This is a genomic window from Rhizobium sp. N731, from assembly GCF_001664145.1.
GTDB classification, from domain to species: domain Bacteria; phylum Pseudomonadota; class Alphaproteobacteria; order Rhizobiales; family Rhizobiaceae; genus Rhizobium; species Rhizobium esperanzae.
Genome location: NZ_CP013601.1, coordinates 1972304 through 1996668 on the forward strand (window position 1 = coordinate 1972304; position 24365 = coordinate 1996668).

A 24365-nucleotide genomic window follows, 5' to 3' on the forward strand; every position below is an offset into this window, starting at 1 on the left:
TTGCCGATGGAGCAAAACGTTTTTTTTCTGCCCCATGAAGGTCTGAAGCTCGCTGAGCTGGCAGAGTTTCTTGGGGCGGAACTCGCCAATTCCGATCATGCCAATGTCATCGTCAGGTCCGTCGCACCGATCAGCCGGGCGCGGGCGGGCGATGTCTGCTATATCCTGTCGCGCCGTAATCGCGAGGAGTTTGCGACCTGCGAGGCCTCGGCGGTGATCTGCGACAAGGCGCTTGCCGATCTCATTCCTCCGCATCTTCCGGTTATCTTCTCGTCCAATCCGCATGCCGCCTTCGCAATGGCGGGCGGCCTGTTCTATCCCGCAGCATTGCGTCCGATCGCTCTTTCGGGTGAAAGCGAGATTGCTGCGAGCGCAGTGATCGATCCGAGCGCCAAACTTGAAAAGGGCGTGATCGTCGAACCGTTGGCCGTCATCGGTGCGCATGCCGAGATCGGGGCGGGAACGCGTATCGGCGCGAACAGTGTCATCGGCCCGAATGTCAAGATCGGCCGGGATTGTTCGATTGCGGCTGGAGCAAGCATTCTTTGTGCGCTGATCGGCAATGGCGTCATCATCCACAACGGCGTTCGGATCGGCCAGGACGGTTTTGGTTATGCACCGGGTCCGCGCGGCATGATCAAGATCGTTCAGATCGGCCGGGTGATCATCCAGGACAATGTTGAGATCGGCGCCAACACCACCATCGACCGCGGCGCCATGGACGACACGGTAATCGGCGAGGGGACCAAGATCGACAATCAGGTCCAGATCGGCCACAACGTCCAGATCGGCCGCCATTGCGCCATTGTTTCGCAGGTCGGCATCGCCGGCAGCACGAAGATCGGCAATGGCGTGCAGATCGGCGGCCAGGTGGGAATCAAGGGACATGTGACGATCGGCGATGGCGTGCAGATAGCTGCCAAAAGCGGTATCATGACTGACCTTGCCGCGGGCGGACAATATGGCGGTATACCTGCCCGTCCGCTAAAAGACTATTTGAGAGAGGCCGCGCAACAGGTGTCGAAGTCCAAGTTGCGCGGGAGGAACCCTGGAGGCAAGCAAAATGACTGAGGAAGCCACGACGACGCTTTCTTCGGCTGATATTACCGAGATCATGAAGCTGCTGCCGCATCGCTATCCGTTTCTCATGGTCGACAAGATCATCGGGATCGACGGCGACAACACGGCAATCGGCATCAAGAACGTCACGGTGAACGAACCGCATTTCACCGGCCATTTTCCGGAAGCGCCGATCATGCCCGGGGTTTTGCTGATCGAGGGTATGGCTCAGACGGCGGGTGCCATCTGCGCCAAGAAGGAAGGTCAAACCGGCAACCTCGTCTATTTCATGACCATTGAGAATGCGCGCTTCCGTAAGCCGGTTGTGCCCGGCGACCGCGTCGAATTCCACGTCAAGAAGAACAAGCAACGCGGCAATATCTGGAAATTCCATTGCGACGCCAAGGTTGACGGCGCACTTGTCGCCGAAGCTGATATCGGCGCGATGATCGTTCGTAAGGATCAGGCATGAGCAATATCGCCGAAAGCGCCCGTATTCATCCGATGGCTGTCGTCGAAGACGGGGCTACCATCGGCGAGGGCGTCAAAATCGGTCCTTTCTGCCATGTCGGGCCGCATGTCGACCTGCATGCGAATGTTGAGCTCCTGGCGCATGCGGTCGTCACTGGCCGCACCGTGATCGGCAAGGGCACGCGCATCTTTCCGATGGCCGTCGTCGGCGGTGATCCTCAGAGCGTGCATCACGGCGGCGAGGAAACGACGCTGACGGTCGGCGCCAATTGCACGATCCGTGAAGGTGTGACGATGAACACCGGCACCGCCGATTTCGGCGGCCGGACGATCGTTGGCGACAACAACCTTTTCCTTGCCAATTCTCACGTCGCGCATGACTGCCGGGTCGGCAACCATGTGATCATGTCGAACAACGTCATGCTCGCCGGCCATGTCGTCATCGAGGATCGCGTCATCCTGGGTGGCGGCTCGGCTGTTCACCAGTTCACCCGCGTCGGCCGCCACGCCTTTGTCGGCGGCCTGTCGGCGGTGAGTTACGATGTCATTCCCTATGGCATGCTGAACGGTAATCCCGGTCTGCTGGGCGGCCTCAATGTCGTCGGCATGACGCGGGCCGGCATCGACCGCGCCGTCATCCACCGGGTGCGCCGCGCCTACAAGGCGATCTTCGAAGGAACGGGCTCAGTGCGCGAAAACGCCGCCGCGATCCGTGATGAATATGCCGATTGCGAGCAGGTCGTGCAGATCCTCGACTTCATTGCAGCCGAGAGCGACCGCGCACTGTCCTCGCCGACGCGGGGGCAGAAGGGCTAGTCCGTGGCTTTAACAGGCGACACCGCTGCGGGCCGGTTGGCGATCATCGCCGGCGGTGGCCTTCTGCCTTCCTATGTCGCCGAAGCCGCGCGCGCGGCTGGCGAAAATCCCGTTATCGTCGCGCTGAAGGACGAGAGTGATCCACGCTGGGAAGGCTATGATCACGCCGTTATCGGCATCGGCGATTTCGCCGCCCTTGAGGGTCTCTTCAACCGATATGGCGTCGGACGTGTGGTGATGTCGGGAAGTGTGCGCCGCCGGCCGGAATGGCGCGAGGTGCGCCCGACGCTGCGCATTCTGATGAAGGTCCCGGCCGCCATTCGCACACTGCTCTCCGGCGGCGACGATACCGTTCTGCAGATGGTGATCCGGTTGATCGAGGGGAACGGTCGGCGCGTCGTCGGCGCCCACGAGATCGCCCCCGACCTGCTCGCTTCCGTTGGCCCGCTTGGTGCCGCCGCGCCCGGCGAGGAAGACCGACGCGATATCAGCCAAGCCGCCAATGCCGCCGAGACGCTTGGCCGGCTGGATGTCGGGCAGGGTGCCGTCAGCATCGGCGAGCGCGTCGTCGCGCTGGAAGGACTTGAGGGCACAGATGAGATGCTGGACCGTGTCGCCGGCCTCAGGGCCGCCGGACGGATCTCGCCGCGCCGCCGCGGCGTGCTCGTCAAGCTCTGCAAGCCGCAACAGGACATTCGCGCCGACCTGCCGGCGATCGGCGTTGCCACAATCCAGAATGCTGCGAAAGCCGGCCTAGCTGGCATCGCAATCGAAGCCGGTCGCTCGCTGGTGCTTGATCGGACCGCAGTCATCAGCGCCGCCGACGAGGCTGGGTTGTTCGTCTGCGGCATCGATCGCGGTCTGCCGGCATGGGGGCTCGAATGAATGGGGCGCCGCTGAAGATCGCCGTCATTGCCGGGGAAGTGTCGGGCGATCTGCTCGGCGCCGATCTCATCGCGGCCCTCAAGCGGAATTACAGCGGACCGGTGGAGCTTGTCGGCGTTGGCGGCGAGGGGCTGCAGGCGGAGGGATTGAAATCCCTGTTCGATTTTTCCGAGCTGTCGATCATGGGCGTCACCCAGGTGCTGAGCCGGCTGCCAAGGCTGTTTGGCCTGATCCGTCGAACCACGGCTGAGATCATCGCCGCAAAGCCGGATATCCTTGTCATCATCGACAGTCCCGATTTCACCCATCGCGTCGCCAAGCGCGTGCGCACCGCGTTACCCGATCTGCCCGTCGTCAATTACGTCTGTCCGAGCGTCTGGGCCTGGAAGGAATATCGCGCCACGCGAATGCTCGGCTATGTCGATCACGTGCTTGCCGTTCTGCCCTTCGAACCGGCAGCCATGCAGCACCTCAATGGTCCGGCGACAACCTATGTCGGGCATCGTCTGGTCGCCGACCCAGCACTGCTGGAGACACGTCGCCTGCGCCTGGGAAGGCAGCCAGGCAACCGCCCGATCCTGCTTCTTCCCGGCTCGCGCTCCTCCGAAATCCAGAAGCTTCTGCCTTACTTCGAGGTCGCCACGAATGAACTCGTCGCCCGCAACGGGTCCATGCGCTTCATTCTGCCGACGGTGACACACAGGCAAGCGCTTGTCCGCGAAATCACGGCGGGCTGGGCGGTAAAGCCGGAGATCGTCGTCGGCGCGCAAGCAAAATGGAAGGCCTTTGCCGAGGCCGATGCAGCCATGGCGGCGTCCGGAACCGTTATTCTCGAGCTCGCACTTGCCGACGTTCCCGTCGTCTCCGCCTACAAGGTCGACTGGATCATGCGCATGCTGACATCGGGCATCAAGACCTGGACCGGCGCGCTGCCGAACCTGATTGCCGATTACCCGGTCGTGCCGGAATATTTCAACGATGTCGTTCGCGGCGCAAGCCTTGCACGCTGGATGGAAAGGCTGTCGGCCGACACCTATCAGCTGAAGGCGATGAAGGAAGGCTACGAGCTCATCTGGCAGCGCATGCAGACGGAAAAGCCGCCCGGCGAACATGCCGCCGAAATCCTTCTCGACGTTTTGAAAAAGAAAAAACCCGGCCATTCCTGACCGGGTTTCTTTTGAGCTCTGAAGCGATCAGCGCTTCGAAACCGGGATGTAGTCGCGCTTGGGCTCGCCGACATAGAGCTGGCGGGGACGGCCGATGCGCTGTTCCGGATCCTCGATCATCTCGTTCCACTGCGCAATCCAGCCGACGGTGCGGGCAAGCGCGAAGAGCACGGTGAACATGGTGGTGGGGAAGCCCAGAGCCTTCAGCGTGATGCCGGAGTAGAAGTCGATGTTCGGATAGAGCTTCTTCTCGATGAAATATTCGTCGGTGAGCGCGATACGCTCCAGCTCCATCGCCACTTCGAGCAACGGATCGTCCTTGATGCCGAGTTCGCCCAGCACTTCATGCGTCGTCTTCTGCATGATCTTGGCGCGCGGATCGTAGTTCTTGTAGACGCGGTGACCGAAGCCCATCAGACGGAACGGGTCGTTCTTGTCCTTGGCGCGGGCAATATACTCCGGAATGTGATCGACTGTGCCGATTTCGGTCAGCATGTTGAGCGCTGCTTCATTGGCGCCGCCGTGAGCGGGGCCCCAGAGGCAGGCGATGCCGGCGGCGATGCAGGCGAACGGGTTGGCGCCCGACGAGCCGGCGAGGCGGACGGTCGAGGTCGAAGCGTTCTGCTCGTGGTCGGCGTGCAGGATGAAGATACGGTCCATGGCGCGCGACAGAACCGGATTGACGACGTATTCCTCGCACGGAACGGCAAAGCACATGCGCAGGAAGTTCGAGGCGTAGTCGAGGTCGTTCTTCGGGTAAACGAAGGGCTGGCCGATATGGTACTTGTAGGCCATGGCGGCAAGCGTCGGCATCTTGGCGATCATGCGCAGGCTGGCGACCATGCGCTGGTGCGGATCGGTGATGTCTGTGGAGTCATGATAGAAGGCCGACAGGGCGCCGACGCAGCCGCACATGACGGCCATCGGGTGCGCATCGCGGCGGAAGCCGGTGAAGAAGCGGCTCATCTGCTCATGCACCATCGTATGGTGCGTGACGCGATAGTCGAAATCCTTCTTCTGCGCGGCCGTCGGCAATTCACCGTAGAGCAGGAGGTAGCAGACCTCGAGAAAATCGCCATGCTCTGCGAGCTGCTCGATCGGATAACCGCGGTGCAGCAGCACACCTTCGTCACCGTCGATATAGGTGATTTTCGATTCACAGGATGCGGTCGAGGTGAAGCCCGGATCGTAAGTGAAGGAAGCGGTGTTCTTGTAGAGAGCACCGATGTCGATGACGCTCGGGCCGATCGTGCCGCTTTTAACGGCGAGGTCGACTGATTTGTCACCGATTTTTATTGTAGCGCTTTGATCCGTCATGCTGATCCTCCGAAATGTCGGTGGCGCCACAAAAGCGCCATAGGGGTTAAGCGTCCTTTCCGATAGCTATATGATCGCAACGCTAATGCCAAGTTACCGTGACGGCATTTTGTGCATTGCGGCATCACCTTTTAGGCACTGCAGCGATGAGCCGCACGCATAGCGGAAGCCGATGATTCGACTGGCCTTTTGCCGCTTAAGATTTTCCCTCATATTTCAATCGATTATCCTTGCCGGATTTGCTTGAAGGTTGCATTCTGGCGACTTTACGGGGTGATCTTGGGCGGGGCATGCAGGAATTGACGACAGCCGAATTGCGGCCGCAAGCGAGCGTCGGCCTTGCCGATCCGCCGGATTTTCCTGCGCCTGCGGTGGTGACTCAATCGGTAAGGACGCAGTCGCAGACCCCATTGCGTCGTCGGCTGCTGGCCACCGGCCGGCAATCGCTGCGTGCCGGAGCCTGCATGCTGGGCGAAGAGGCCGATCATGGCCGCCTGCTGCTGTTCTCGCCGGTCTTCCTCGGAGCCGGCTCGGCCTTCTGGTTTCTCGGCAGATCGGATTTTCCCCTCGTTGCATCGCTGCTCTGCCTGCTGGTGTCGGCGACCGCGGTTTTCCTCACCGGTCCCAGCCGGCCGGTCTTGCGCGCAAGTTTCATGGCGCTGGCACTTTTCGCCGGCGGCATGCTCTCGGCTCAGTTCGAGAGCTGGCGGGCTTCGACGGTGATCCTCGATTCATCCGTGACGACGACGGTGACCGGCCGTGTCGAACGGCGGGAAGGCGACGGCCGCGGGCGCTGGCGCTACATTCTTGCCGTCACCGGCACCGAGGCGCCGGAGCTGAAACGGCCGCCGAGACGCATTACCGCGATCGTCCGGGGTGCCGATGCGCCTTTCGAGATCGGCGACATCATTACCGGCAAGGCACGGCTGACGCCGCCGGCCGGCCCCGCACTTCCCGCGCTCAACGACTTCTCCTTCGGTGCCTATTTCGACGGCATCGGCGCCAACGGTTTCTTCTACGGTGCGCCGGAGAAACTCGACTTGGAGGCAGGCCCGCAGGCGGACAGGTCGACGGACGCGCTGCTCGAATGGCTCTACCGCCTGCGCAGCAGCATCGGCGACCGCATAAGATCGATCCTGCCCGGTGACACCGGCGCTTTTGCCGCTGCCCTGGTGACGGATGAACGGCGCGCCATCTCGAAGACGACGACGGAGGCGCTGCGCCAGTCCGGCCTTGCCCATGTCGTCGCGATCTCGGGCCTCAACATGGCGCTGTCGGCCGGCATCTTCTTCGTCGGCTTCCGGATGCTGCTCAGCCTCTTTCCCGGTGTCGCCCAAGCCTATCCGACAAAGAAATTCGCCGCCGCCGGCGCGCTCATCGCCGTCACCGCCTATTACCTGATCTCCGGTTTCGGCGTTTCGGCCGAGCGCGCTTTTATCATGATGGCCATTATGCTGATTGCCATCTTCTTCGATCGGCCGTCGATCAGCCTGCGCAATATCGTTCTCTCTGCGCTCATCATCATCGCCATTTCACCTTCTGAAGTATTGGGACCGAGCTTTCAGATGTCCTTTGCCGCGACATTGGCTTTGGTATCGGGCTATCAGCTCTGGAAGGACAGGCGTGTCCGCGAAAACGCTTTTCTGAAACTGCCGATCATCAGGCCGGTGGTTGCCGTCGCCGGTTTCTTCGGCGGCGTCTTCCTGACCTCGCTGATCGGCGGCTTTTCCACCGCACTGTTTTCGATCGAGCATTTTCATCGCCTGACGGCTTACGGCCTGCCGGCAAACCTTGCGACGATGCCGATCATCTCCTTCATCGTCATGCCGGCCGGGTTGCTGGCGATGTTGCTCATGCCTTTCGGTGTGGACGCTCCGCTCTGGAAGGTGGTCGGATTCGGCCTCGATCTGGTGATTGCGGTCGCCAAGACGGTGTCCGGCTGGGGCGGTGATATCGGCGTCGGCCACTTGCCCGCCTGGTATTTCGCAGTGGCGGTGGCAGGCTTTCTGCTGCTGACGCTGCTGCGCACCCGACTGCGCCATGTCGGCACATCGATCATCGCCATCTCGACGCTCATCGTGCTGCTTCTGCCGGCTCCCCGGCCGCCGGATCTGGTGATTTCGGAGGATGGCAGTCTGGTTGCGGTTGTCGCGGCTGAGGCAATAGCTTCCAACCGTGAAAACCCGCCGGATTTCATCTTCGACCAGTGGCAGCGAGCGCTGGTCCTGCCGACACATGATCCGCCGAAGATGCTGGATGGTCCGGCTATCCCGCCGGAAGGAGAAGACCGCCGTGTCAGGCTTTCCCGCGATCAGCAGAACGAAGCGAGCGCAGCGATGCGGGCAGCCGCAGCAGGCGGTGAAGCAAACCGCTTTTCCTGCGTCAAGAAAGCCTGGTGCACATCAAGACTCGGCAATGGCCATATCGTGACCGTCATCGACAATGCCGCCTATCTCGGCCCGGCCTGCGATACGGCCGATATCGTCGTGACCTCGGTCCGTCTGCGCTTCGACAGCTGCCGCTCAGGCGGCACGCTTTTCACCGGCGAGACGCTGCGCAGGACCGGTTCCGTCGAATTGCGCTTCGCCGGTGCCGACCTGGAGGTCACCACCGCCTTCGATGCTTTGTCGCGACCATGGATGCGCCACCGCGCCTATGATTGGCGCAACGATCGTTTTACCGATTCCGGCCCATCCGGCGTCAGTGATAGCGACGGATGAGGCCGACGAGCTTGCCCTGCACCTTGACGCGGTCGGGTCCGAAGATGCGGGTCTCGTAGGCCGGGTTGGCGGCCTCGAGCGCGATCGAGGCACCCTTGCGGCGGAAACGCTTCAGCGTTGCTTCCTCGTCGTCGACGAGGGCAACGACGATATCGCCGGGACTTGCGGTGCTGCCGTTGCGGATGATCACGGTATCGCCGTCGAAGATGCCGGCATCGATCATCGAATCGCCCTTGACCTCCAGCGCGTAGTGCTCACCGGAGCCGAGCATATCCGCGGGAACGACGATGTCGTGGGTGTTGTTCTGGATCGCCGAGATCGGAACGCCGGCGGCGATACGTCCCATGACCGGCACGGAGATGGAGTTGCCATTGTCGGCGACCGGCTTTGGCGCAGCGGGGGCGGCGACCGGCTGGGGCTTGCCGAGGCTGCCCTCGATGACGCTCGGCGAAAAACCGCGCCGCTGTTGAAGGCTGGGGTTATAGGCCTCCGGAAGTTTGATCACTTCAAGCGCCCGGGCGCGATTCGGTAGGCGGCGAATGAAGCCGCGCTCCTCGAGCGCCGTGATCAGCCGGTGGATTCCGGATTTCGAGGCGAGATCCAGGGCATCCTTCATTTCGTCGAAAGAGGGAGGGACGCCGGATTCCTTCATGCGCTCATGAATGAAAAGGAGAAGCTCCTGTTGTTTGCGCGTGAGCATCGACGTCAGACCCCGTGATTGAAACAAATCCAGAACGGACACTATATGTTCCATATGTGTTCCGCAAGTAGCTAAATTTCCGTAAAACTTCGCGTCAACTCGTCGAGATTTTTATTTTCATTCGCCGGATTGGTGCACATGTCTTGCATTGAGCGAGGTGCTGTCGCACATCTCTTGCCGGTTTCAGGAGGGATATTCATGAACGCGCATTCCGCCAAGTCGCACCCGCTGGATCATGTCGTGCTGCCCGTGGTCAATATCGATCTGGCGCGTGAAAGGCTCGGCAAGCTCGGTTTCACCGTCGCCGCTGATGCGCGCCATCCCTTCGGAACGGAGAATGCCTGCGTCTTTTTCGCCGACAAGACCTATCTGGAGCCGCTTGGCGTTGCGAGTGTCGAGGAGAGCGAGGCAGCGGCCCGCCAGGGCAATGTCTTCATTGCCCGCAATCGCGCCTTCCGTTTCCGCTGCGGCGAGGAGGGACTTTCTGCGCTGGCCTTCCTCAGCGAGGATGCCGGCGTCGATCATAAGCGCTTGGTCGGCAACGGCGCGAGCGCCGGTGAGATGTTGCAATTCAGCCGGCCGATGCGGATGCCGGATGGTTCGGAGAGCGTCGGCAGCTTCAAGCTGGCCTTTGCAGCTGATTTGCGCGCCCCCGATTTCTTTCTCTTTACCTGCCAGCGCATCAATTCGTTCCCGACAGATCGCGCCGCGCTGGAGACGCATGCCAATGGCGTGATCGGTATTGCCGAGATCGCGCTTTGTGCGCCGGACCCGGCGGCATTCGCCGCTTTCGTCGGACTTGCGATAGGGCAGGCGGCGGCGGAGAAAACCGGTTTCGGCGTGAATATCGCGGCATCGAATGCGAAGATCAGCCTGATGACGCCGGAAGGGCTGGAGGCCTATTTCGAGCTTGTCGTCTCCTCCGCCGATCGTGGCCTGCGCGGCCGGGCAATCCTCTTCACTGTCGCCGATCTTGCCGTGACAGAAGCGCATTTGGCTGCTAACGGGGTGACCTACACGCGCAAGAACAACCGCATTCTGGTGAAGCCCACGCCCGGGCAGGGTGCGCTCTTCGCCTTCGAGGAAAAACGATGAGCACCGACACGAATTCCGAAGTCAGGATCGGCGAAGGCGAAGGCCAGGTCACCTTTTCCAATATCGCCCGCCTGTCGCTGATTGCCGGCCCATGTCAGATGGAGAGCCGCGATCACGCCTTTATGGTCGCCGGCACGCTGAAGGAGCTTTGCGGCAAGCTCGGCATAGGCCTTGTCTACAAGAGCTCCTTCGACAAGGCGAACCGCACCTCGCTCTCGGCAGAGCGCGGCATCGGCCTGGAAAAAGGCATGGAGGTCTTTGCCGACCTCAAGAAGGAATTCGGTTTTCCCGTCATAACCGACGTCCATACGGCCGAGCAATGCGCCGAGGTGGCCAAGGTGGTCGATGTCCTGCAGATCCCGGCCTTCCTCTGCCGTCAGACCGACCTTCTGATCGCAGCAGCCAGGACCGGCCGCGCCGTCAATGTCAAGAAGGGCCAGTTCCTCGCCCCTTGGGATATGAAGAACGTCCTGAAGAAGCTCAATGCCAGCGGCAATCCGAACGTGCTGCTGTGCGAGCGCGGCGCCTCCTTCGGCTACAATACGCTGGTTTCCGACATGCGCTCGCTGCCGATCATGGCGGCGATGGGCGCGCCCGTCATTTTCGATGCGACCCACTCCGTCGCTCAGCCGGGCGGGCAGGGCGAATCCTCGGGCGGTCAGCGCGAGTTCGTCGAGACGCTGGCACGCGCGGCAGTGGCGACGGGTATTGCCGGCGTCTTCCTCGAAACACACCAGGACCCTGACAACGCACCATCCGACGGCCCGAACATGGTCTATCTCAAGGACATGCCGCGGCTGCTTGAGAAATTGCTTGCGTTTGATGCGGTCGCCAAGGCCTGACCTTCAACAGGATGACATGATCGTGGTCTAGGCCACTTGGGAACGCCGATTCGAAGGCTGGTAATTGCGCATTGTAATTTGCACGCCTTCGATTATGACAGGCTTCGAACGTTTGATCACCCACCGAGCAGGAAGAACCCATGACTGCAATCACCGATATCATCGCCCGCGAGATCCTCGATAGCCGTGGCAATCCCACCGTCGAAGTCGACGTCTATCTCGAAGACGGCAGCATGGGCCGCGCGGCCGTTCCCTCGGGCGCCTCGACGGGCGCGCATGAGGCGGTCGAGCTGCGCGACGGCGGCAAGCGCTATCTCGGCAAGGGCGTCGAAAAGGCGGTCGAGGCGGCCAACACCGAGATCTTCGACGCGATCGGCGGCATCGACGCCGAAAACCAGATCCAGATCGACAACATCATGATCGAGCTCGACGGCACGCCGAACAAGTCGCGCCTCGGCGCCAATGCGATCCTCGGCGTGTCGCTCGCCGTCGCCAAGGCTGCCGCCCAGGCATCCGGCCTGCCGCTTTACCGTTACGTCGGCGGCGCTTCCGCGAGCCTCCTGCCGGTGCCGATGATGAACATCATCAACGGTGGCGCCCATGCCGACAACCCGATCGACTTCCAGGAATTCATGATCCTGCCGGTCGGCGCCGATTCGATCGCCGAAGCCGTGCGCATGGGTTCGGAAGTCTTCCATACGCTCCGCAAGGAGCTTGCCGCGCAGGGCCACAACACCAATGTCGGCGACGAAGGCGGCTTCGCCCCCGGCCTGAAGAGCGCGCCCGAAGCCCTCGACTTCATCATGAAGTCGATCGAGAAAGCCGGCTACAAGCCGGGCGACGACATGTGCCTCGGCCTCGACTGCGCCTCGACGGAATTCTTCAAGGACGGCAAGTATGTTCTCGAAGGTGAAGGCCGCACGCTCGAATCAGGCGCCATGGCCGAATATCTGGCCGAGCTTGCCGGCAAATACCCGATCATCTCGATCGAAGACGGCATGGCCGAAGACGACTGGGATGGCTGGAAGGCACTGACCGATCTGATCGGCAACAAGACCCAGCTCGTCGGCGACGATCTCTTCGTCACCAACTCCGCGCGCCTTCGCGACGGCATCCGCATGGGCGTCGCCAACTCGATCCTCGTCAAGGTCAACCAGATCGGTTCGCTGACGGAAACGCTCGATGCTGTCAACACGGCGCACAAGGCGGCCTATACCGCCGTCATGTCGCACCGCTCCGGCGAAACCGAAGATTCGACCATCGCCGATCTCGCCGTCGCCACCAACTGCGGCCAGATCAAGACCGGTTCGCTGTCGCGTTCCGACCGTCTTGCCAAGTACAATCAGCTGATCCGCATCGAGGAAGGCCTCGGCCCTCAGGCGCAGTACGCCGGTCGCTCGATCATCAAAGGCTGATCCTTCCGATTTTTACGGCTCGACCCGCGCCTCCCGGCGCGGGTTTTTTCTTGCGCGCTTTTTACGGTCAATGAACGGTTAATCTCTGTGCGTTATGCTGAACGAATTGGTAATGCGTTCAAGAGCATGCGTGTATGTGGACAAAGCATCATAAGAAGAGAAAGCTCGGCCGCTTCGTCATTCCGGCCATGACGGTCGCCTTCCTTTCCTATTTCGGTTATCATTGCATCCATGGCGATTATGGCCTGCGGGCGACGGAGACGTTCGAGCGTCAGCGCGTCGCGCGCGAACGAGAGCTTGCCGTCTTGAAGGCGAAGCGCGAACATCTGGAGAGCCAGGTGGCGCTGCTGAGTGATGGCTCGCTCGACAAGGATATGCTGGACGAAAAGGCGCGATATCAGCTGAATATGTCGCGTGCGGACGAGATCGTCATATTCAACCATTATTCCAATTAACCGGAATTCGGTTAATTGAAATTTCTGATTTATTTCCAATAATTTAGCGCCGAATACGAGCCATGCAATTATGGCATTGCTGTGGTCATATTTCTTCCCTATGGTACGCGCCACCGAGAAACGACAAACCCATAGGGAGGGTTGAATGGCGCCGCGAAAGACCGCGACCGTTTCCAGCCGCAAAACTGCAGCAAAACCAGCAGCCAAAGCATCGAATGGAGGCCCGGTAGCCGACTTCGATCGGGATGAGGAACTCAAGGCCTATCGCGAGATGCTACTGATCCGCCGCTTCGAGGAGAAGGCCGGTCAGCTTTACGGCATGGGCTTCATCGGCGGCTTCTGCCATCTCTACATCGGTCAGGAAGCTGTCGTCGTCGGCATGCAGATGGCACAGAAGGAAGGCGATCAGGTCATCACCGCCTATCGCGACCACGGGCACATGCTGGCAACCGGCATGGAGGCGCGCGGCGTCATGGCGGAACTGACCGGGCGCCGCAGCGGCTATTCCCACGGGAAGGGCGGCTCGATGCACATGTTCTCGAAAGAGAAGCATTTCTACGGCGGTCACGGCATCGTCGGCGCCCAGGTTTCGCTCGGAACAGGGCTTGCTTTTGCAAACCATTACCGCGGCAACGGCAATGTCGCCATCGCCTATTTCGGCGACGGCGCTGCCAACCAGGGCCAGGTTTACGAGAGCTTCAACATGGCGGCTCTCTGGAAGCTGCCGATCGTCTATATCGTCGAAAACAACCGTTACGCAATGGGCACCTCGACCGCCCGTGCGACGGCTCAGTCGAACTACTCGCTGCGCGGATCCGGCTTCGGCATCCCCGGCATTCAGGTCGACGGCATGGATGTTCGCGCCGTCAAGGCCGCGGCCGATGAGGCGCTCGAACATTGCCGCTCCGGCAAGGGCCCGATCATTCTCGAAATGCTGACCTATCGTTATCGCGGCCACTCGATGTCCGATCCGGCGAAATATCGCACGAAGGAAGAAGTGCAGAAGATGCGCTCCGAGCAGGACCCGATCGAGCAGGTCAAGGCACGCCTCATCGAAAAGGGCTGGGCCTCCGAAGACGATCTGAAGGCGATCGACAAGGATGTTCGCGACATCGTCGCCGACAGCGCCGATTTCGCCCAGGCCGATCCGGAGCCGGATGCATCCGAGCTCTACACCGACATTCTGCTCTAATCGGGGGAGGGAACCCATGCCTATCGATATCCTCATGCCCGCCCTCTCTCCGACGATGGAAGAAGGCACGCTGTCCAAATGGCTGAAGCAGGAAGGTGACAAGGTCACTTCAGGCGACGTCATTGCCGAAATCGAAACCGACAAGGCGACGATGGAAGTCGAAGCCGTCGACGAAGGCGTCATCGGCAAGCTGCTGGTCGACGCCGGCACCGAAGGCGTCAAGGTCAACACCAAGATCGCCGTGCTGCTGCAGGACGGCGAATCGGCCGACGCGATTTCCGCTGCTCCTGCTGCTCAGCCGGCTCCGGTCGCTGCTCCGCAGGTTGCTCAGGAAGAAAAGCCGACAAATTCCGGTTCGGCTGCTGCTCCCGTACCCGCAGAGCCCAAGGCTGCGGTTCCGAACGACCCGGAAATCCCGGCCGGCACCGAAATGGTGTCGATGACTGTGCGCGAAGCGCTCCGCGACGCCATGGCCGAAGAAATGCGCGCCAGTGACGACGTCTTCGTCATGGGCGAGGAAGTTGCCGAATATCAGGGCGCCTACAAGGTCACTCAAGGGTTGTTGCAGGAATTCGGCCCCCGCCGCGTCATCGATACGCCGATTACCGAACACGGCTTTGCCGGTGTCGGCGTCGGCGCCGCCATGGCCGGCCTTCGCCCGATCGTCGAATTCATGACCTTCAACTTCGCCATGCAGGCGATCGACCACATCATCAACTCGGCCGCCAAGACCCTCTATATGTCCGGCGGCCAGATGGGCGCTCCGATCGTCTTCCGCGGCCCGAACGGTGCGGCCGCCCGCGTCGGCGCCCAGCACAGCCAGGATTATGCCGCCTGGTACAGCGCCATCCCCGGCCTGAAGGTCGTCATGCCCTACACGGCATCCGACGCCAAGGGCCTGCTCAAGGCTGCGATCCGCGACCCGAACCCGGTCATCTTCCTCGAAAACGAAATTCTCTACGGCCAGCATTTCGATGTGCCGAAGCTCGATAATTTCGTCCTGCCGATCGGCAAGGCCCGCATCCATCGTTCGGGCAAGGACGCCACCGTCGTGTCCTTCGGCATCGGCATGACCTATGCGACGAAGGCGGTTGCCGAACTCGAAAAGATCGGCATCGACGTCGAACTGATCGACCTTCGCACCATCCGCCCGATGGACCTGCCGACGGTTATCGAATCGGTGAAGAAAACCGGCCGTCTGGTAACCGTCGAGGAAGGTTATCCGCAGTCTTCGGTCGGCACTGAAATCGCCACCCGCGTGATGCAGCAGGCCTTCGATTATCTCGATGCGCCGATCCTGACGATCGCCGGCAAGGACGTGCCGATGCCTTACGCCGCCAATCTTGAAAAGCTGGCACTTCCGAACGTCGGCGAAGTCGTCGATGCGGTGAAGGCTGTCTGCTACAAATAAGGGGAGGGTATCTCGATGCCGATCAATATCACGATGCCCGCCCTCTCTCCGACCATGGAAGAAGGCAATCTTTCCAAGTGGCTGGTCAAGGAAGGCGATAAGGTCAAGTCTGGCGATGTGATCGCCGAGATCGAGACCGACAAGGCGACGATGGAAGTCGAAGCCGTCGACGAAGGCACGGTCGCCAAGCTCGTCGTTCCTGCCGGCACCGAAGGTGTCAAGGTCAATGCGCTGATCGCCGTTCTCGCCGCCGATGGCGAAGATGTTTCCGCTGCTGCGAGCGCCGCAGGTTCCGCCGCTCCGGCCAAGGCAGAGGCCGCACCTGCGCCGAAGGCCGACGCTGCGCCGGCGAAGGCTGAGGCCGCTCCGGCCGCGGCACCGGCGCCTGCCGCGCCCGCGGCCGTTTCGGCTGGTGGCAACCGCACCTTCTCTTCGCCGCTCGCACGCCGCCTGGCCAGGGAAGCCGGTATCGACCTCTCTAATGTCGCCGGTTCCGGTCCGCATGGCCGCGTGATCAAGAGCGATATCGAAGCTGCTCTTGCCGGCGGCGCCAAGCCCGCTCCGGCGCCTGCCGCTGCTTTGGCTTCACAGGCTGCCGCGCCGGCTCCGGCCGCCGCGAAGGGTGGCTCCGAGGACGCCGTGCTCAAGCTCTTCGAGCCGGGCTCCTACGAGCTTGTGCCGCATGACGGCATGCGCAAGACGATCGCCCGGCGGCTGGTCGAATCCAAGCAGACGATCCCGCATTTCTACGTCAGCGTCGATTGCGAGCTCGATGCTCTGATGGCGCTCCGCGCCCAGCTGAATGATGCGGCTCCGCGCAAGGACAACGCTCCGGCCTACAAGCTCTCGGTCAACGACATGGTCATCAAGGCCATGGCGCTGGCGCTGCGCGATGTTCCGGACGCCAATGTGTCGTGGACCGACAACAACATGGTCAAGCACAAGCACGCCGACGTCGGCGTCGCTGTCTCGATCCCCGGCGGCCTGATCACGCCGATCATCCGCAAGGCCGAGCAGAAGACGCTGTCTGTCATCTCCAACGAGATGCGCGATCTCGGCAAGCGGGCCAAGGACCGCAAGCTGAAGCCCGAGGAATATCAGGGCGGCACCAGTTCGGTTTCGAACATGGGTATGATGGGCGTCAAGAACTTCGCCGCCGTCGTCAATCCGCCGCATGCGACGATCCTGGCCGTCGGCGCCGGCGAGCAGCGGGTCGTGGTCAAGAACGGCGAGATGGCCATCGCCACGGTGATGTCGGTGACGCTGTCGACCGACCATCGCTGCGTCGACGGCGCCCTCGGCGCCGAGCTGCTCCAGGCCTTCAAGGGCTACATCGAAAACCCGATGGGCATGCTTGTCTGATAGCGAAACGGAGGCGGAAATGACCAAGACCGTTCTTTGCTATGGCGACTCGCTGACCTGGGGTCATGACCCCGAGACAATCGGCCGTCATGAGTACAAGAATCGCTGGCCGAGCGTGCTTCAGGCAGCGCTCGGCAGCGAGGCGCGTGTTATCGCCGAAGGGCTGAACGGTCGCACCACCGCTTTCGACGACCACCTTGCCGATTGTGACCGCAACGGTGCGCGCGTCCTGCCGACGATCCTGCAGACGCATGCGCCGCTCGACCTCGTCATCCTGCTGCTCGGCACCAACGACATGAAGCCCGTTGTGGCCGGCTCCGCGTTTGCCGCCTGCCAGGGCATCAGCCGCCTCGTGCGACTGATCCGCAATCACGCCTGGCCCTTCGAATTCGACGGGCCGGAGATCCTGATCGTGGCGCCGCCGGCGATCTGCGCGACCGGCAATGTGCCCTTCGCCGCATCCTTTCCCGGCGGCATCGAGGAATCGGCAAAGCTTGCGACACTCTATCGCGATCTTGCCGACGAGCTCGGTTGTGGCTTCTTCGACGGCAATTCCGTCGCCAAGACCACGCCGATCGACGGCATTCACCTTGATGCGGAAAATACCCGCGCACTCGGACGCGGACTGGAATCGATCGTGCGGATGATGCTGGGGATCTGAGCATGACCGCCTTCATCGCGCTGCGGCAGGCCTCACGGCGGGATGCCTCGGAGCTGGCGATCCTGGCGGATATCGCATCGCACGGTTTTGCCTCCTGGCTCTGGTTCGCCGATGTCGCGAAAGACGTCAGCGATACGCCGCTGGAGCGGGGCAGGCTGAAGATGAGCGAGGAGGAAGCCATCGGAGGCTGGCGGGATGCGGTCATCGCCGAGGCCTATGGCGAGGTCGCAGGTGTCGCGATCGGTCATGCGCTGGATGAAGGCATAAGCGATATCGAGGCGACGATCGCGGCGACGGAGCCGATGCTCGCCTTGCAGAAAACGGTTGTGGGAAGCTGGTTCATCGGCAGTCTCGGCGTTTACCGCCATATGCGCGGCATTGGCATCGGGCGCAGGCTGCTGGGCGATCAGATCGAAAGGGCGGGTTACCGCCCCGTCAGTCTCATTACCGCAAGTGATAACGAGGCGGCTCTGTCGCTTTATGCAAGAAACGGATTCCTGGAGGCTGCGCGCGCTGATGCCGTGCCGCTCTTCGAAAACAGCAAGAGACACGCGTGGGTGCTCATGACCCGCAGCGCAGCGTAACAAAAGGGCAGGAAACACATGGCTGAATCCTACGACGTCATCATCATCGGCTCCGGCCCCGGCGGCTATGTCGCCGCCATCCGCGCAGCTCAGCTCGGCCTCAAGACCGCGATCGTCGAGCGCGAGCATATGGGCGGCATCTGCCTGAACTGGGGCTGCATCCCGACCAAGGCGCTGCTGCGTTCGGCCGAGGTGCTCGATCACGCCAATCACTTCAAGGATTTCGGCCTTGTTCTCGAAGGCACGGTCAAGCCGGATGCCAAGGCCGTCGTTGGCCGCTCGCGCGCTGTCTCCGCCCGCCTCAACGCCGGCGTTGGCTTCCTGATGAAGAAGAACAAGATCGACATCATCTGGGGCGAAGCAAAAATTACCAAGCCAGGCGAGATCGTCGTCGGCAAATCGTCGAAACCGGTGGTCGAGCCGCAGCACCCGCTGCCGAAGAACGTCAAGGGCGAGGGCACCTATTCCGCCAAGCACATCATCATCGCGACCGGCGCCCGTCCGCGCGCGCTGCCGGGCATCGAGCCCGATGGCAAGCTGATCTGGACCTATTTCGAGGCGCTGAAGCCGGATGCGCTGCCGAAGTCGCTGATCGTTATGGGCTCGGGCGCGATCGGCATCGAATTCGCAAGCTTCTATCGTTCGATGGGTGTTGATGTCACGGTCGTCGAAGTCATGCCGACCATCATGCCGGTCGAGGATGCCGAAATCACCGCCATCGCCCGCAAGCAGCTGGAAAAGCGCGGCCTCAAGATCTTCACCAGCGCCAAGGTCACGAAGGTCGAGAAGGGTGCCGGCAGCATCACCGCCCATGTCGAGACTTCAGATGGAAAGGTCCAGCAGATCACCGCCGACCGGATGATTTCGGCCGTCGGCGTTCAGGGCAACATCGGAAACCTCGGCCTCGAGGGACTTGGGGTGAAGACCGACCGCGGCTGCGTCGTTGCCGATGGTTACGGCAAGACCAATGTCGCCGGCATCTATGCGATCGGCGATGTGGCCGGCCCGCCGATGCTGGCCCACAAGGCCGAGCACGAGGGTGTCGTCTGCGTCGAGAAGATCGCCGGCCTGCCGAATGTTCATCCCACCGACAAGGGCAAGGTCCCGGGCTGCACCTATTGCAATCCGCAGGTCGCTTCCGTCGGCCTCACCGAAGCCAAGGCCAAGGAGCTTGGCCGCGACATCCGTGTCGGCCGCTTCTCCTTCGCGGCAAACGGCAAGGCGATCGCGCTCGGTGAAGATCAGGGCATGGTCAAGGTGATCTTCGACAAGAAGACCGGCGAGCTGCTCGGCGCCCACATGGTCGGCGCCGAAGTCACCGAACTCATCCAGGGCTTCGTCGTCGCGATGAACCTCGAAACGACAGAGGAAGAGCTGATGCATACGATCTTCCCGCATCCGACGGTATCCGAGACGATGAAGGAAGCGGTGCTCGATGCTTATGGTCGTGTGCTGAACGCTTGAGAATTTTCGGGGCGCCGCCCTGTTCCCGGAATGGAAAGCCACTCCGGCAGGGTGGAAAAAGCGAAAGGAAATCATCATGTCTATGGAGGCGCAGGCGTTGCTGGTGTTTTTGCTGATCGGCCTTGTTGCGGGCTTCCTGGCAAGTCTCGTCGTCGGTGGCGGCGGTTTGATCAGATGCCTGCTGAGCGGCATCCTCGGCGCCTTCGTCGGCGGCTATCTGTTCAGCGCGCTGGGCATTTCGCTGGGCATTGAGAATGCGCTGGTCGTGCAGATCATCCACGCCACCGTCGGCGCCATCATCGTGGTGCTGGTCGCAAGGGCGGTCGCTTAGGGCAGTTTGAGGGCAGGACAGGCATGGAAGGCGTGGGCTGGATTTCGGCAATCATCATCGGCGGACTTGCAGGCTGGCTCGCCGGCAAGCTGATGGATGCACGATACGGGATTTTCCTCAACATCGTGCTCGGCATTGTCGGCTCGGTCGTCGCCACTGCCATCCTCGCCCAGTTTCACGTCCAACTGGCCGGCGGACGGATCGGTTATTTCGTGACGGGTTTCCTCGGCGCCTGCCTGCTGATATTCGTTGCGCGGCTGGTGCGGCGCTAGATCAAGAGATGATGCCGCTTTAAGGGCGACGGAAAGCTGAAACTGCAATGGTGACCATTCTCGACACGATCAATCCCGACGCCAAGCGCGTGCGCCATCCCGAAAAGGCGCATCGGCCGGATACGGAAGTCATGCGCAAGCCGGACTGGATCCGCGTCAAGGCGCCGACCTCCAAGGGTTATGCCGAGACACGGGCGATCGTGAAGGAGCACAAGCTCGTCACCGTCTGCGAGGAGGCCGGCTGCCCGAATATCGGCGAGTGCTGGGACAAGAAGCACGCCACCTTCATGATCATGGGCGAGATCTGTACCCGCGCCTGCGCCTTCTGCAATGTCGCCACCGGCAAACCGAACGCGCTCGACATGGCCGAGCCGGAGAACGTCGCCAAGGCGGTCAAGGAGATGGGCCTATCCCACGTCGTCATCACCTCGGTCGACCGTGACGACCTGGAGGACGGCGGCGCCGAGCACTTCGAAAAGGTGATCTGGGCGATCCGTGCCGCCTCGCCGGCAACGACGATCGAGATCCTGACGCCTGATTTCCTGAAGAAGCCGGGCGCCCTGGAGCGCGTCGTCGCCGCTAAGCCCGACGTCTTCAACCACAATATGGAAACGGTTGCCGGCAACTATCTGACGGTTCGCCCCGGCGCTCGTTATTTCCACTCCATCCGCCTGCTGCAGCGGGTGAAGGAACTCGATCCCACCATGTTCACCAAGTCGGGCATCATGGTCGGCCTCGGCGAGGAGCGCAATGAAGTGCTGCAGCTGATGGACGACCTGCGCACAGCCGATGTCGACTTCCTGACGATCGGCCAATACCTGCAGCCGACCCGCAAGCATCACAAGGTCGAAAGCTTCGTCACGCCCGAAGAGTTCAAGTCCTATGAGACGGTCGCCTACAGCAAGGGTTTTCTGATGGTCGCCTCCAGCCCGCTGACCCGCTCGTCACACCACGCCGGCGACGATTTCGCCCGGCTGCGTGCGGCGCGCGAAAAGAAGCTGCTGATGGCTGCTGAGTAAGATCGGCGTTTGCTTGGGGAAGCGGCTCTGGCGATCTTTCGCTGCGGTCAGACCGCTGGTAGACAATGCCTGCCAACCTCTCTTTAGTCATGCTCGGGCTTGACCCCGGGCTTGTCCCGAGCATCTGCTCCTAGTCGAGAGGGCAGCAGATCCTCGGCACAAGGCCGAGGATGACGCCAAGTAAGAGCACGTTAGTTACCAAACTGACCGCAATGGTTTTTATCGCGGTTTTTTCCACGGGCTGCCGCCGATGAATGGCGCATCCAGTTCGAAAGCGATGCTGGCCGAAGCCGATCGTATCCTGGTGATCGGCTGCCCCGGCAGCGGCAAGAGCACGCTCGCAAAACAGCTCTCGCGATCGCTTGATCTTCGCTACATCTCCATGGATCGCGACTTCTACTGGCTGCCGGGCTGGATAAAGAGGCCGCGCGATGAGATCGACCGCTTGATCGCCGAAGCCGTTACGGAAGAGCGCTGGGTCATGGATGGAACCGGTCTCAGTTCCTTCCATCTCCGCCTGCCGCGTGCCGAAGCCGTCATTTGGCTGCGTCTGCCAAGATATGCGTGCTTGTACGGAGCCATCTCAAGAACGTTCCGTTATTTCGGGCGTAGCCGTCCAGAGCTGCCTGCCGGCTGCCCTGAACGCCTTTCGCTGGAACTACTCACTTATATCTGGAATTTCGAGCGGGACGCCGTCCCCTTGATTGAGGCTGCACTTCGCAATTATGCCGCCGGGATCGCCGAACATGGTCCCGATGTGCCGGTCCTTCAGCTAAAATCCCGCCGCCGGATGCGCGAACTCCTTGATCTTCTGGATCGGCCCGCTTAAGTGCCGCCTATGCCTCAATTCGAAACGCACCGTTCCGTCCCGCACACGCCCGACCAGATGTTCGATCTCGTTGCCGATGTCGAGCGTTACCCCGAATTCCTGCCGCTCTGCGAAGCGCTTTCGGTCAGGAGCCGCAAGGAGCGCGAGGGCAAGATCCTGCTCCTTGCCGATATGACGGTCGGTTATAAGGCGATCCGCGAGACCTTCACGACCCAGGTGCTGTTGAACCGGGCCGAGCGTGTCATTGAGGTCAAATATATCGACGGCCCGTTCAAATATCTCGAAAACCGGTGGCATTTTGCCGAAACGCCGGCCGGCGGCTGCACCATCAATTTTTTCATCGATTATGAGTTCAAGAGCCGCATTCTGGGCGCGCTGATGGGCTCGATGTTCGATCGCGCTTTCCGCATGTTCACCGAAGCCTTCGAGACAAGGGCGAACAGGATCTACGCCTCGGTGTGATAGACGATCGCAACCGGCGTCAGTCGGGCAGCAGAGAATGCACCAATTCCAGCGCCGTCCGCACCGTTGCCAGTCTGACCGCGCTGCGGCCGATATCGCCGTATAGCATCTTTCGGTGGATGAATGCGCCGGTCCGCGATCCGGCCGCAAGATGCACGAGCCCGACTGGTTTCTCCGCTGACCCGCCGCCGGGACCGGCAATGCCGGTGACCGCGACGGCAATCGCGGCCCGCGAGCGGAAGAGGGCGCCATGCGCCATTTGCCGGGCCGTCTCTTCGGAAACCGCCCCGAAGCCGAGCAGCGTTTGCTCCTGCACCCCGAGCAGTTCCATCTTCGCCGTGTTCGTATAGGTGACGAAGCCGCGATCAACGACGGCCGACGAACCCGATATTTCAGTCAGCGCTCCGGTGATCAGTCCGCCGGTGCAGGATTCGGCCGTCGAGATCATCAGCCCGGCAGCCGCGAAGTCGCGGATAATCGCTTCTGCCGCCGAATGAATATCCGCGGGAAAAAGGCTCATCGCTTCATTCTCCGATAGACGACTGTCGCCGTGGCGATCGCCGCGATGCCTTCGCGCCGCCCGACGAAGCCGATCTTCTCATTGGTCGTCGCCTTGACAGAGCAGCGTTCGATGTCGATTCCGAGATATTCGGACAGTTTTGCCCGCATGGCCTCGCGATGGGGACCGACCTTCGGCGCCTCGGCGATCAGCGAGACGTCGGCATTCATGATCGTGCCGCCGCGTTCACGCACGATCCGAGCGGCATGCTCGATGAATATCTTCGAAGCCGCTCCCTTCCATTGCGGATCGGACGGCGGGAAATGATCGCCGATATCGCCGGCGCCGCAGGTGGCAAGCAGCGCGTCTGTCAGCGCATGCAGCGCCACGTCGGCATCGGAATGGCCCTTGAGCTTCTGATCGTGCGGAATGAACACGCCGCAGAGTGTCACGCCGTCGCCCGGCTCGAGCTGGTGCACGTCATAGCCGTTGCCGGTGCGCACGTCGGGCAGCAGCGAAGCCGAGAGTTTGTCGTCGGCCATGGCGATATCGCGCTTGACCGTCAGCTTGACGTTATCGGGCGTGCCCTCGACGATCGTCACCGGAATGCCCGACCACTCGGCGATCGAGGCGTCGTCAGTAAAATCGCTTCGCCCGCTCGCCGCCGCCTTCTCATGCGCGTCAAGGATTGTTGCGAAGGCGAAGGATTGCGGCGTCTGCGCCGCGTAGAGGTGCTCGCGCGAGACCGTTGTCAGCACGGTGCCGGCGCTGTCGGCGCGTTTCAGCGTATCCGTGACCGGCATCGCCGGCAGCACCGCCGGCGCGCCGTCGCCAAGGCGCTCGGCAATGCGGTCGAGAAGAACATGGTCGAAGAACGGCCGCACTGCGTCGTGGATCAGCACATGGCTGACATGCTTGTCCTTGAGGTGTCTCAGGCCGGCAAGCACGGACTCCTGCCTTGTCGCACCGCCATGTACCGTTTCGATCGGCGTTGCCGAAATGATATGGCGAAACGCCCTCGCAAACAGCGCCTCGTCGTCGGGATGAATGACGACGACGATCTGTTTGGCGGCTTCCCATGTCATCAAGTTTTCAAGCGTATGAACGATAACCGGCTTGCCGCCGATCATGCGATATTGCTTGGGGCCTTCCGTGGAGGATCCGGCGCGCTCGCCGCGACCGGCGGCAACGATGACAATTCCAGCCGATATCGGTTGCTTGGACGGCATTTGCAGCATAAATCCCCTAAATTATGCGGAATTGACCGGAGTGCTCTAACCTCTTGCTTTGGCCTTTTCCAGCGTCTGCCCCGAAAAATATCGATTCCGATCCGAGCCC

General features: G+C 61.6%; 25 protein-coding genes. 21 read left to right on the forward strand and 4 right to left on the reverse strand.

Translation table 11 applies throughout. The features are described 5' to 3' along the window. Positions 1-6: 6 nt before the first annotated feature. From lpxD to lpxB, 5 genes are read left to right on the forward strand one after another with little or no spacing between them, the layout of a single operon-like run. Positions 7-1071, forward strand: a complete 1065-nt coding sequence (gene lpxD, locus AMK02_RS09795) for a UDP-3-O-(3-hydroxymyristoyl)glucosamine N-acyltransferase (RefSeq protein WP_064802288.1) — start codon at positions 7-9, stop codon at positions 1069-1071. Beyond that, positions 1064-1531, forward strand: coding sequence for a 3-hydroxyacyl-ACP dehydratase FabZ (gene fabZ / locus AMK02_RS09800; protein WP_064802290.1), 468 nt, complete (start codon positions 1064-1066; stop codon positions 1529-1531). Before lpxD ends, fabZ begins: the two co-directional genes overlap by 8 nt. Beyond that, positions 1528-2346 (forward strand): acyl-ACP--UDP-N-acetylglucosamine O-acyltransferase, encoded by an 819-nt coding sequence (gene lpxA, locus AMK02_RS09805; RefSeq protein ID WP_064802292.1) that lies wholly within the window; start codon positions 1528-1530, stop codon positions 2344-2346. The genes fabZ and lpxA overlap by 4 nt, the downstream gene beginning before the upstream one ends. Before the next feature lie 3 nt (positions 2347-2349). After that, on the forward strand, positions 2350-3231 hold the full coding sequence (locus AMK02_RS09810) for an LpxI family protein (RefSeq protein WP_064802294.1): 882 nt from the start codon (positions 2350-2352) through the stop codon (positions 3229-3231). Further along, positions 3228-4397: a lipid-A-disaccharide synthase gene (lpxB, locus tag AMK02_RS09815; protein WP_064802296.1), complete on the forward strand. Its 1170-nt coding sequence runs from the start codon at positions 3228-3230 to the stop codon at positions 4395-4397. The genes AMK02_RS09810 and lpxB overlap by 4 nt, the downstream gene beginning before the upstream one ends. Before the next feature lie 27 nt (positions 4398-4424). Here lpxB and gltA read toward each other — a convergent pair whose 3' ends face one another. Then, complete coding sequence (gene gltA / locus AMK02_RS09820; RefSeq protein ID WP_038688692.1) at positions 4425-5714, reverse strand: citrate synthase; 1290 nt, start codon at positions 5712-5714, stop codon at positions 4425-4427. A 290-nt stretch (positions 5715-6004) separates the two neighbouring features. Between gltA and AMK02_RS09825 the strand changes: the two genes are divergently transcribed. Beyond that, positions 6005-8434 (forward strand): ComEC/Rec2 family competence protein, encoded by a 2430-nt coding sequence (locus tag AMK02_RS09825; RefSeq protein WP_064802298.1) that lies wholly within the window; start codon positions 6005-6007, stop codon positions 8432-8434. On the opposite strand, the gene lexA is transcribed toward AMK02_RS09825, so the two are convergent. Next, positions 8415-9134 carry a transcriptional repressor LexA gene (gene lexA / locus AMK02_RS09830; RefSeq protein WP_064806107.1) on the reverse strand — a complete coding sequence of 240 codons (720 nt, stop codon included), beginning with the start codon at positions 9132-9134 and terminating at the stop codon, positions 8415-8417. The genes AMK02_RS09825 and lexA overlap by 20 nt on opposite strands. 198 nt (positions 9135-9332) lie before the next feature. Between lexA and AMK02_RS09835 the strand changes: the two genes are divergently transcribed. The 15 genes from AMK02_RS09835 to AMK02_RS09905 all read left to right on the forward strand — a co-directional run bounded on the left by AMK02_RS09835 (position 9333) and on the right by AMK02_RS09905 (position 22528). Then, positions 9333-10229: a VOC family protein gene (locus tag AMK02_RS09835; protein ID WP_064802300.1), complete on the forward strand. Its 897-nt coding sequence runs from the start codon at positions 9333-9335 to the stop codon at positions 10227-10229. Continuing rightward, positions 10226-11071, forward strand: coding sequence for a 3-deoxy-8-phosphooctulonate synthase (gene kdsA, locus AMK02_RS09840; RefSeq protein WP_064802302.1), 846 nt, complete (start codon positions 10226-10228; stop codon positions 11069-11071). The genes AMK02_RS09835 and kdsA overlap by 4 nt, the downstream gene beginning before the upstream one ends. A 140-nt stretch (positions 11072-11211) precedes the next feature. Then, positions 11212-12486, forward strand: a complete 1275-nt coding sequence (gene eno, locus AMK02_RS09845; protein ID WP_064802304.1) for a phosphopyruvate hydratase — start codon at positions 11212-11214, stop codon at positions 12484-12486. Between the two features lie 134 nt (positions 12487-12620). Then, positions 12621-12941 (forward strand): FtsB family cell division protein, encoded by a 321-nt coding sequence (locus tag AMK02_RS09850; RefSeq protein ID WP_064802306.1) that lies wholly within the window; start codon positions 12621-12623, stop codon positions 12939-12941. Between the two features lie 145 nt (positions 12942-13086). After that, positions 13087-14133, forward strand: coding sequence for a pyruvate dehydrogenase (acetyl-transferring) E1 component subunit alpha (gene pdhA / locus AMK02_RS09855; RefSeq protein ID WP_011425209.1), 1047 nt, complete (start codon positions 13087-13089; stop codon positions 14131-14133). A 16-nt stretch (positions 14134-14149) separates the two neighbouring features. Then, positions 14150-15544 (forward strand): pyruvate dehydrogenase complex E1 component subunit beta, encoded by a 1395-nt coding sequence (locus AMK02_RS09860; protein WP_064802310.1) that lies wholly within the window; start codon positions 14150-14152, stop codon positions 15542-15544. A 15-nt stretch (positions 15545-15559) separates the two neighbouring features. After that, on the forward strand, positions 15560-16906 hold the full coding sequence (locus AMK02_RS09865; RefSeq protein WP_064802311.1) for a pyruvate dehydrogenase complex dihydrolipoamide acetyltransferase: 1347 nt from the start codon (positions 15560-15562) through the stop codon (positions 16904-16906). Between the two features lie 19 nt (positions 16907-16925). Next, complete coding sequence (locus tag AMK02_RS09870; protein ID WP_064802314.1) at positions 16926-17567, forward strand: SGNH/GDSL hydrolase family protein; 642 nt, start codon at positions 16926-16928, stop codon at positions 17565-17567. 2 nt (positions 17568-17569) lie between these two features. Beyond that, complete coding sequence (locus AMK02_RS09875) at positions 17570-18151, forward strand: GNAT family N-acetyltransferase (RefSeq protein ID WP_064802316.1); 582 nt, start codon at positions 17570-17572, stop codon at positions 18149-18151. A gap of 18 nt (positions 18152-18169) precedes the next feature. Next, the gene (lpdA, locus tag AMK02_RS09880; protein ID WP_064802318.1) at positions 18170-19615 is read left to right on the forward strand and encodes a dihydrolipoyl dehydrogenase; all 1446 of its coding nucleotides are present in this window, start codon (positions 18170-18172) and stop codon (positions 19613-19615) included. 76 nt (positions 19616-19691) lie between these two features. Then, positions 19692-19946, forward strand: a complete 255-nt coding sequence (locus tag AMK02_RS09885) for a GlsB/YeaQ/YmgE family stress response membrane protein (RefSeq protein ID WP_064802320.1) — start codon at positions 19692-19694, stop codon at positions 19944-19946. 23 nt (positions 19947-19969) lie between these two features. After that, positions 19970-20218 carry a GlsB/YeaQ/YmgE family stress response membrane protein gene (locus AMK02_RS09890; RefSeq protein WP_064802322.1) on the forward strand — a complete coding sequence of 83 codons (249 nt, stop codon included), beginning with the start codon at positions 19970-19972 and terminating at the stop codon, positions 20216-20218. A gap of 47 nt (positions 20219-20265) precedes the next feature. Beyond that, entirely contained in the window at positions 20266-21237 is a 972-nt protein-coding gene (gene lipA / locus AMK02_RS09895) for a lipoyl synthase (protein WP_038688717.1), read from the forward strand. A 250-nt stretch (positions 21238-21487) separates the two neighbouring features. Beyond that, entirely contained in the window at positions 21488-22066 is a 579-nt protein-coding gene (locus AMK02_RS09900) for an AAA family ATPase (protein WP_064802324.1), read from the forward strand. A gap of 9 nt (positions 22067-22075) precedes the next feature. Then, positions 22076-22528 carry a type II toxin-antitoxin system RatA family toxin gene (locus AMK02_RS09905; RefSeq protein WP_064802328.1) on the forward strand — a complete coding sequence of 151 codons (453 nt, stop codon included), beginning with the start codon at positions 22076-22078 and terminating at the stop codon, positions 22526-22528. A 19-nt stretch (positions 22529-22547) separates the two neighbouring features. On the opposite strand, the gene AMK02_RS09910 is transcribed toward AMK02_RS09905, so the two are convergent. After that, positions 22548-23048 carry a CinA family protein gene (locus tag AMK02_RS09910; RefSeq protein ID WP_064802330.1) on the reverse strand — a complete coding sequence of 167 codons (501 nt, stop codon included), beginning with the start codon at positions 23046-23048 and terminating at the stop codon, positions 22548-22550. Next, the gene (locus tag AMK02_RS09915; RefSeq protein ID WP_064802332.1) at positions 23045-24265 is read right to left on the reverse strand and encodes a bifunctional 2-C-methyl-D-erythritol 4-phosphate cytidylyltransferase/2-C-methyl-D-erythritol 2,4-cyclodiphosphate synthase; all 1221 of its coding nucleotides are present in this window, start codon (positions 24263-24265) and stop codon (positions 23045-23047) included. Before AMK02_RS09915 ends, AMK02_RS09910 begins: the two co-directional genes overlap by 4 nt. Between the last annotated feature and the right edge of the window lie 100 nt (positions 24266-24365).

Bases quoted from the DNA above. Each gene is read 5' to 3' on its own strand.
- lpxD (WP_064802288.1), top strand. From the start codon at position 7: ATGGAGCAAAACGTTTTTTTTCTGCCCCATGAAGGTCTGAAGCTCGCT.
- fabZ (WP_064802290.1), top strand. From the start codon at position 1,064: ATGACTGAGGAAGCCACGACGACGCTTTCTTCGGCTGATATTACCGAG.
- lpxA (WP_064802292.1), top strand. From the start codon at position 1,528: ATGAGCAATATCGCCGAAAGCGCCCGTATTCATCCGATGGCTGTCGTC.
- lpxB (WP_064802296.1), top strand. From the start codon at position 3,228: ATGAATGGGGCGCCGCTGAAGATCGCCGTCATTGCCGGGGAAGTGTCG.
- gltA (WP_038688692.1), bottom strand. From the start codon at position 5,714: ATGACGGATCAAAGCGCTACAATAAAAATCGGTGACAAATCAGTCGAC.
- AMK02_RS09825 (WP_064802298.1), top strand. From the start codon at position 6,005: ATGCAGGAATTGACGACAGCCGAATTGCGGCCGCAAGCGAGCGTCGGC.
- lexA (WP_064806107.1), bottom strand. From the start codon at position 9,134: ATGCTCACGCGCAAACAACAGGAGCTTCTCCTTTTCATTCATGAGCGC.
- AMK02_RS09835 (WP_064802300.1), top strand. From the start codon at position 9,333: ATGAACGCGCATTCCGCCAAGTCGCACCCGCTGGATCATGTCGTGCTG.
- kdsA (WP_064802302.1), top strand. From the start codon at position 10,226: ATGAGCACCGACACGAATTCCGAAGTCAGGATCGGCGAAGGCGAAGGC.
- eno (WP_064802304.1), top strand. From the start codon at position 11,212: ATGACTGCAATCACCGATATCATCGCCCGCGAGATCCTCGATAGCCGT.
- AMK02_RS09850 (WP_064802306.1), top strand. From the start codon at position 12,621: ATGTGGACAAAGCATCATAAGAAGAGAAAGCTCGGCCGCTTCGTCATT.
- pdhA (WP_011425209.1), top strand. From the start codon at position 13,087: ATGGCGCCGCGAAAGACCGCGACCGTTTCCAGCCGCAAAACTGCAGCA.
- AMK02_RS09860 (WP_064802310.1), top strand. From the start codon at position 14,150: ATGCCTATCGATATCCTCATGCCCGCCCTCTCTCCGACGATGGAAGAA.
- AMK02_RS09865 (WP_064802311.1), top strand. From the start codon at position 15,560: ATGCCGATCAATATCACGATGCCCGCCCTCTCTCCGACCATGGAAGAA.
- AMK02_RS09870 (WP_064802314.1), top strand. From the start codon at position 16,926: ATGACCAAGACCGTTCTTTGCTATGGCGACTCGCTGACCTGGGGTCAT.
- AMK02_RS09875 (WP_064802316.1), top strand. From the start codon at position 17,570: ATGACCGCCTTCATCGCGCTGCGGCAGGCCTCACGGCGGGATGCCTCG.
- lpdA (WP_064802318.1), top strand. From the start codon at position 18,170: ATGGCTGAATCCTACGACGTCATCATCATCGGCTCCGGCCCCGGCGGC.
- AMK02_RS09885 (WP_064802320.1), top strand. From the start codon at position 19,692: ATGTCTATGGAGGCGCAGGCGTTGCTGGTGTTTTTGCTGATCGGCCTT.
- AMK02_RS09890 (WP_064802322.1), top strand. From the start codon at position 19,970: ATGGAAGGCGTGGGCTGGATTTCGGCAATCATCATCGGCGGACTTGCA.
- lipA (WP_038688717.1), top strand. From the start codon at position 20,266: ATGGTGACCATTCTCGACACGATCAATCCCGACGCCAAGCGCGTGCGC.
- AMK02_RS09900 (WP_064802324.1), top strand. From the start codon at position 21,488: ATGAATGGCGCATCCAGTTCGAAAGCGATGCTGGCCGAAGCCGATCGT.
- AMK02_RS09905 (WP_064802328.1), top strand. From the start codon at position 22,076: ATGCCTCAATTCGAAACGCACCGTTCCGTCCCGCACACGCCCGACCAG.
- AMK02_RS09910 (WP_064802330.1), bottom strand. From the start codon at position 23,048: ATGAGCCTTTTTCCCGCGGATATTCATTCGGCGGCAGAAGCGATTATC.
- AMK02_RS09915 (WP_064802332.1), bottom strand. From the start codon at position 24,265: ATGCTGCAAATGCCGTCCAAGCAACCGATATCGGCTGGAATTGTCATC.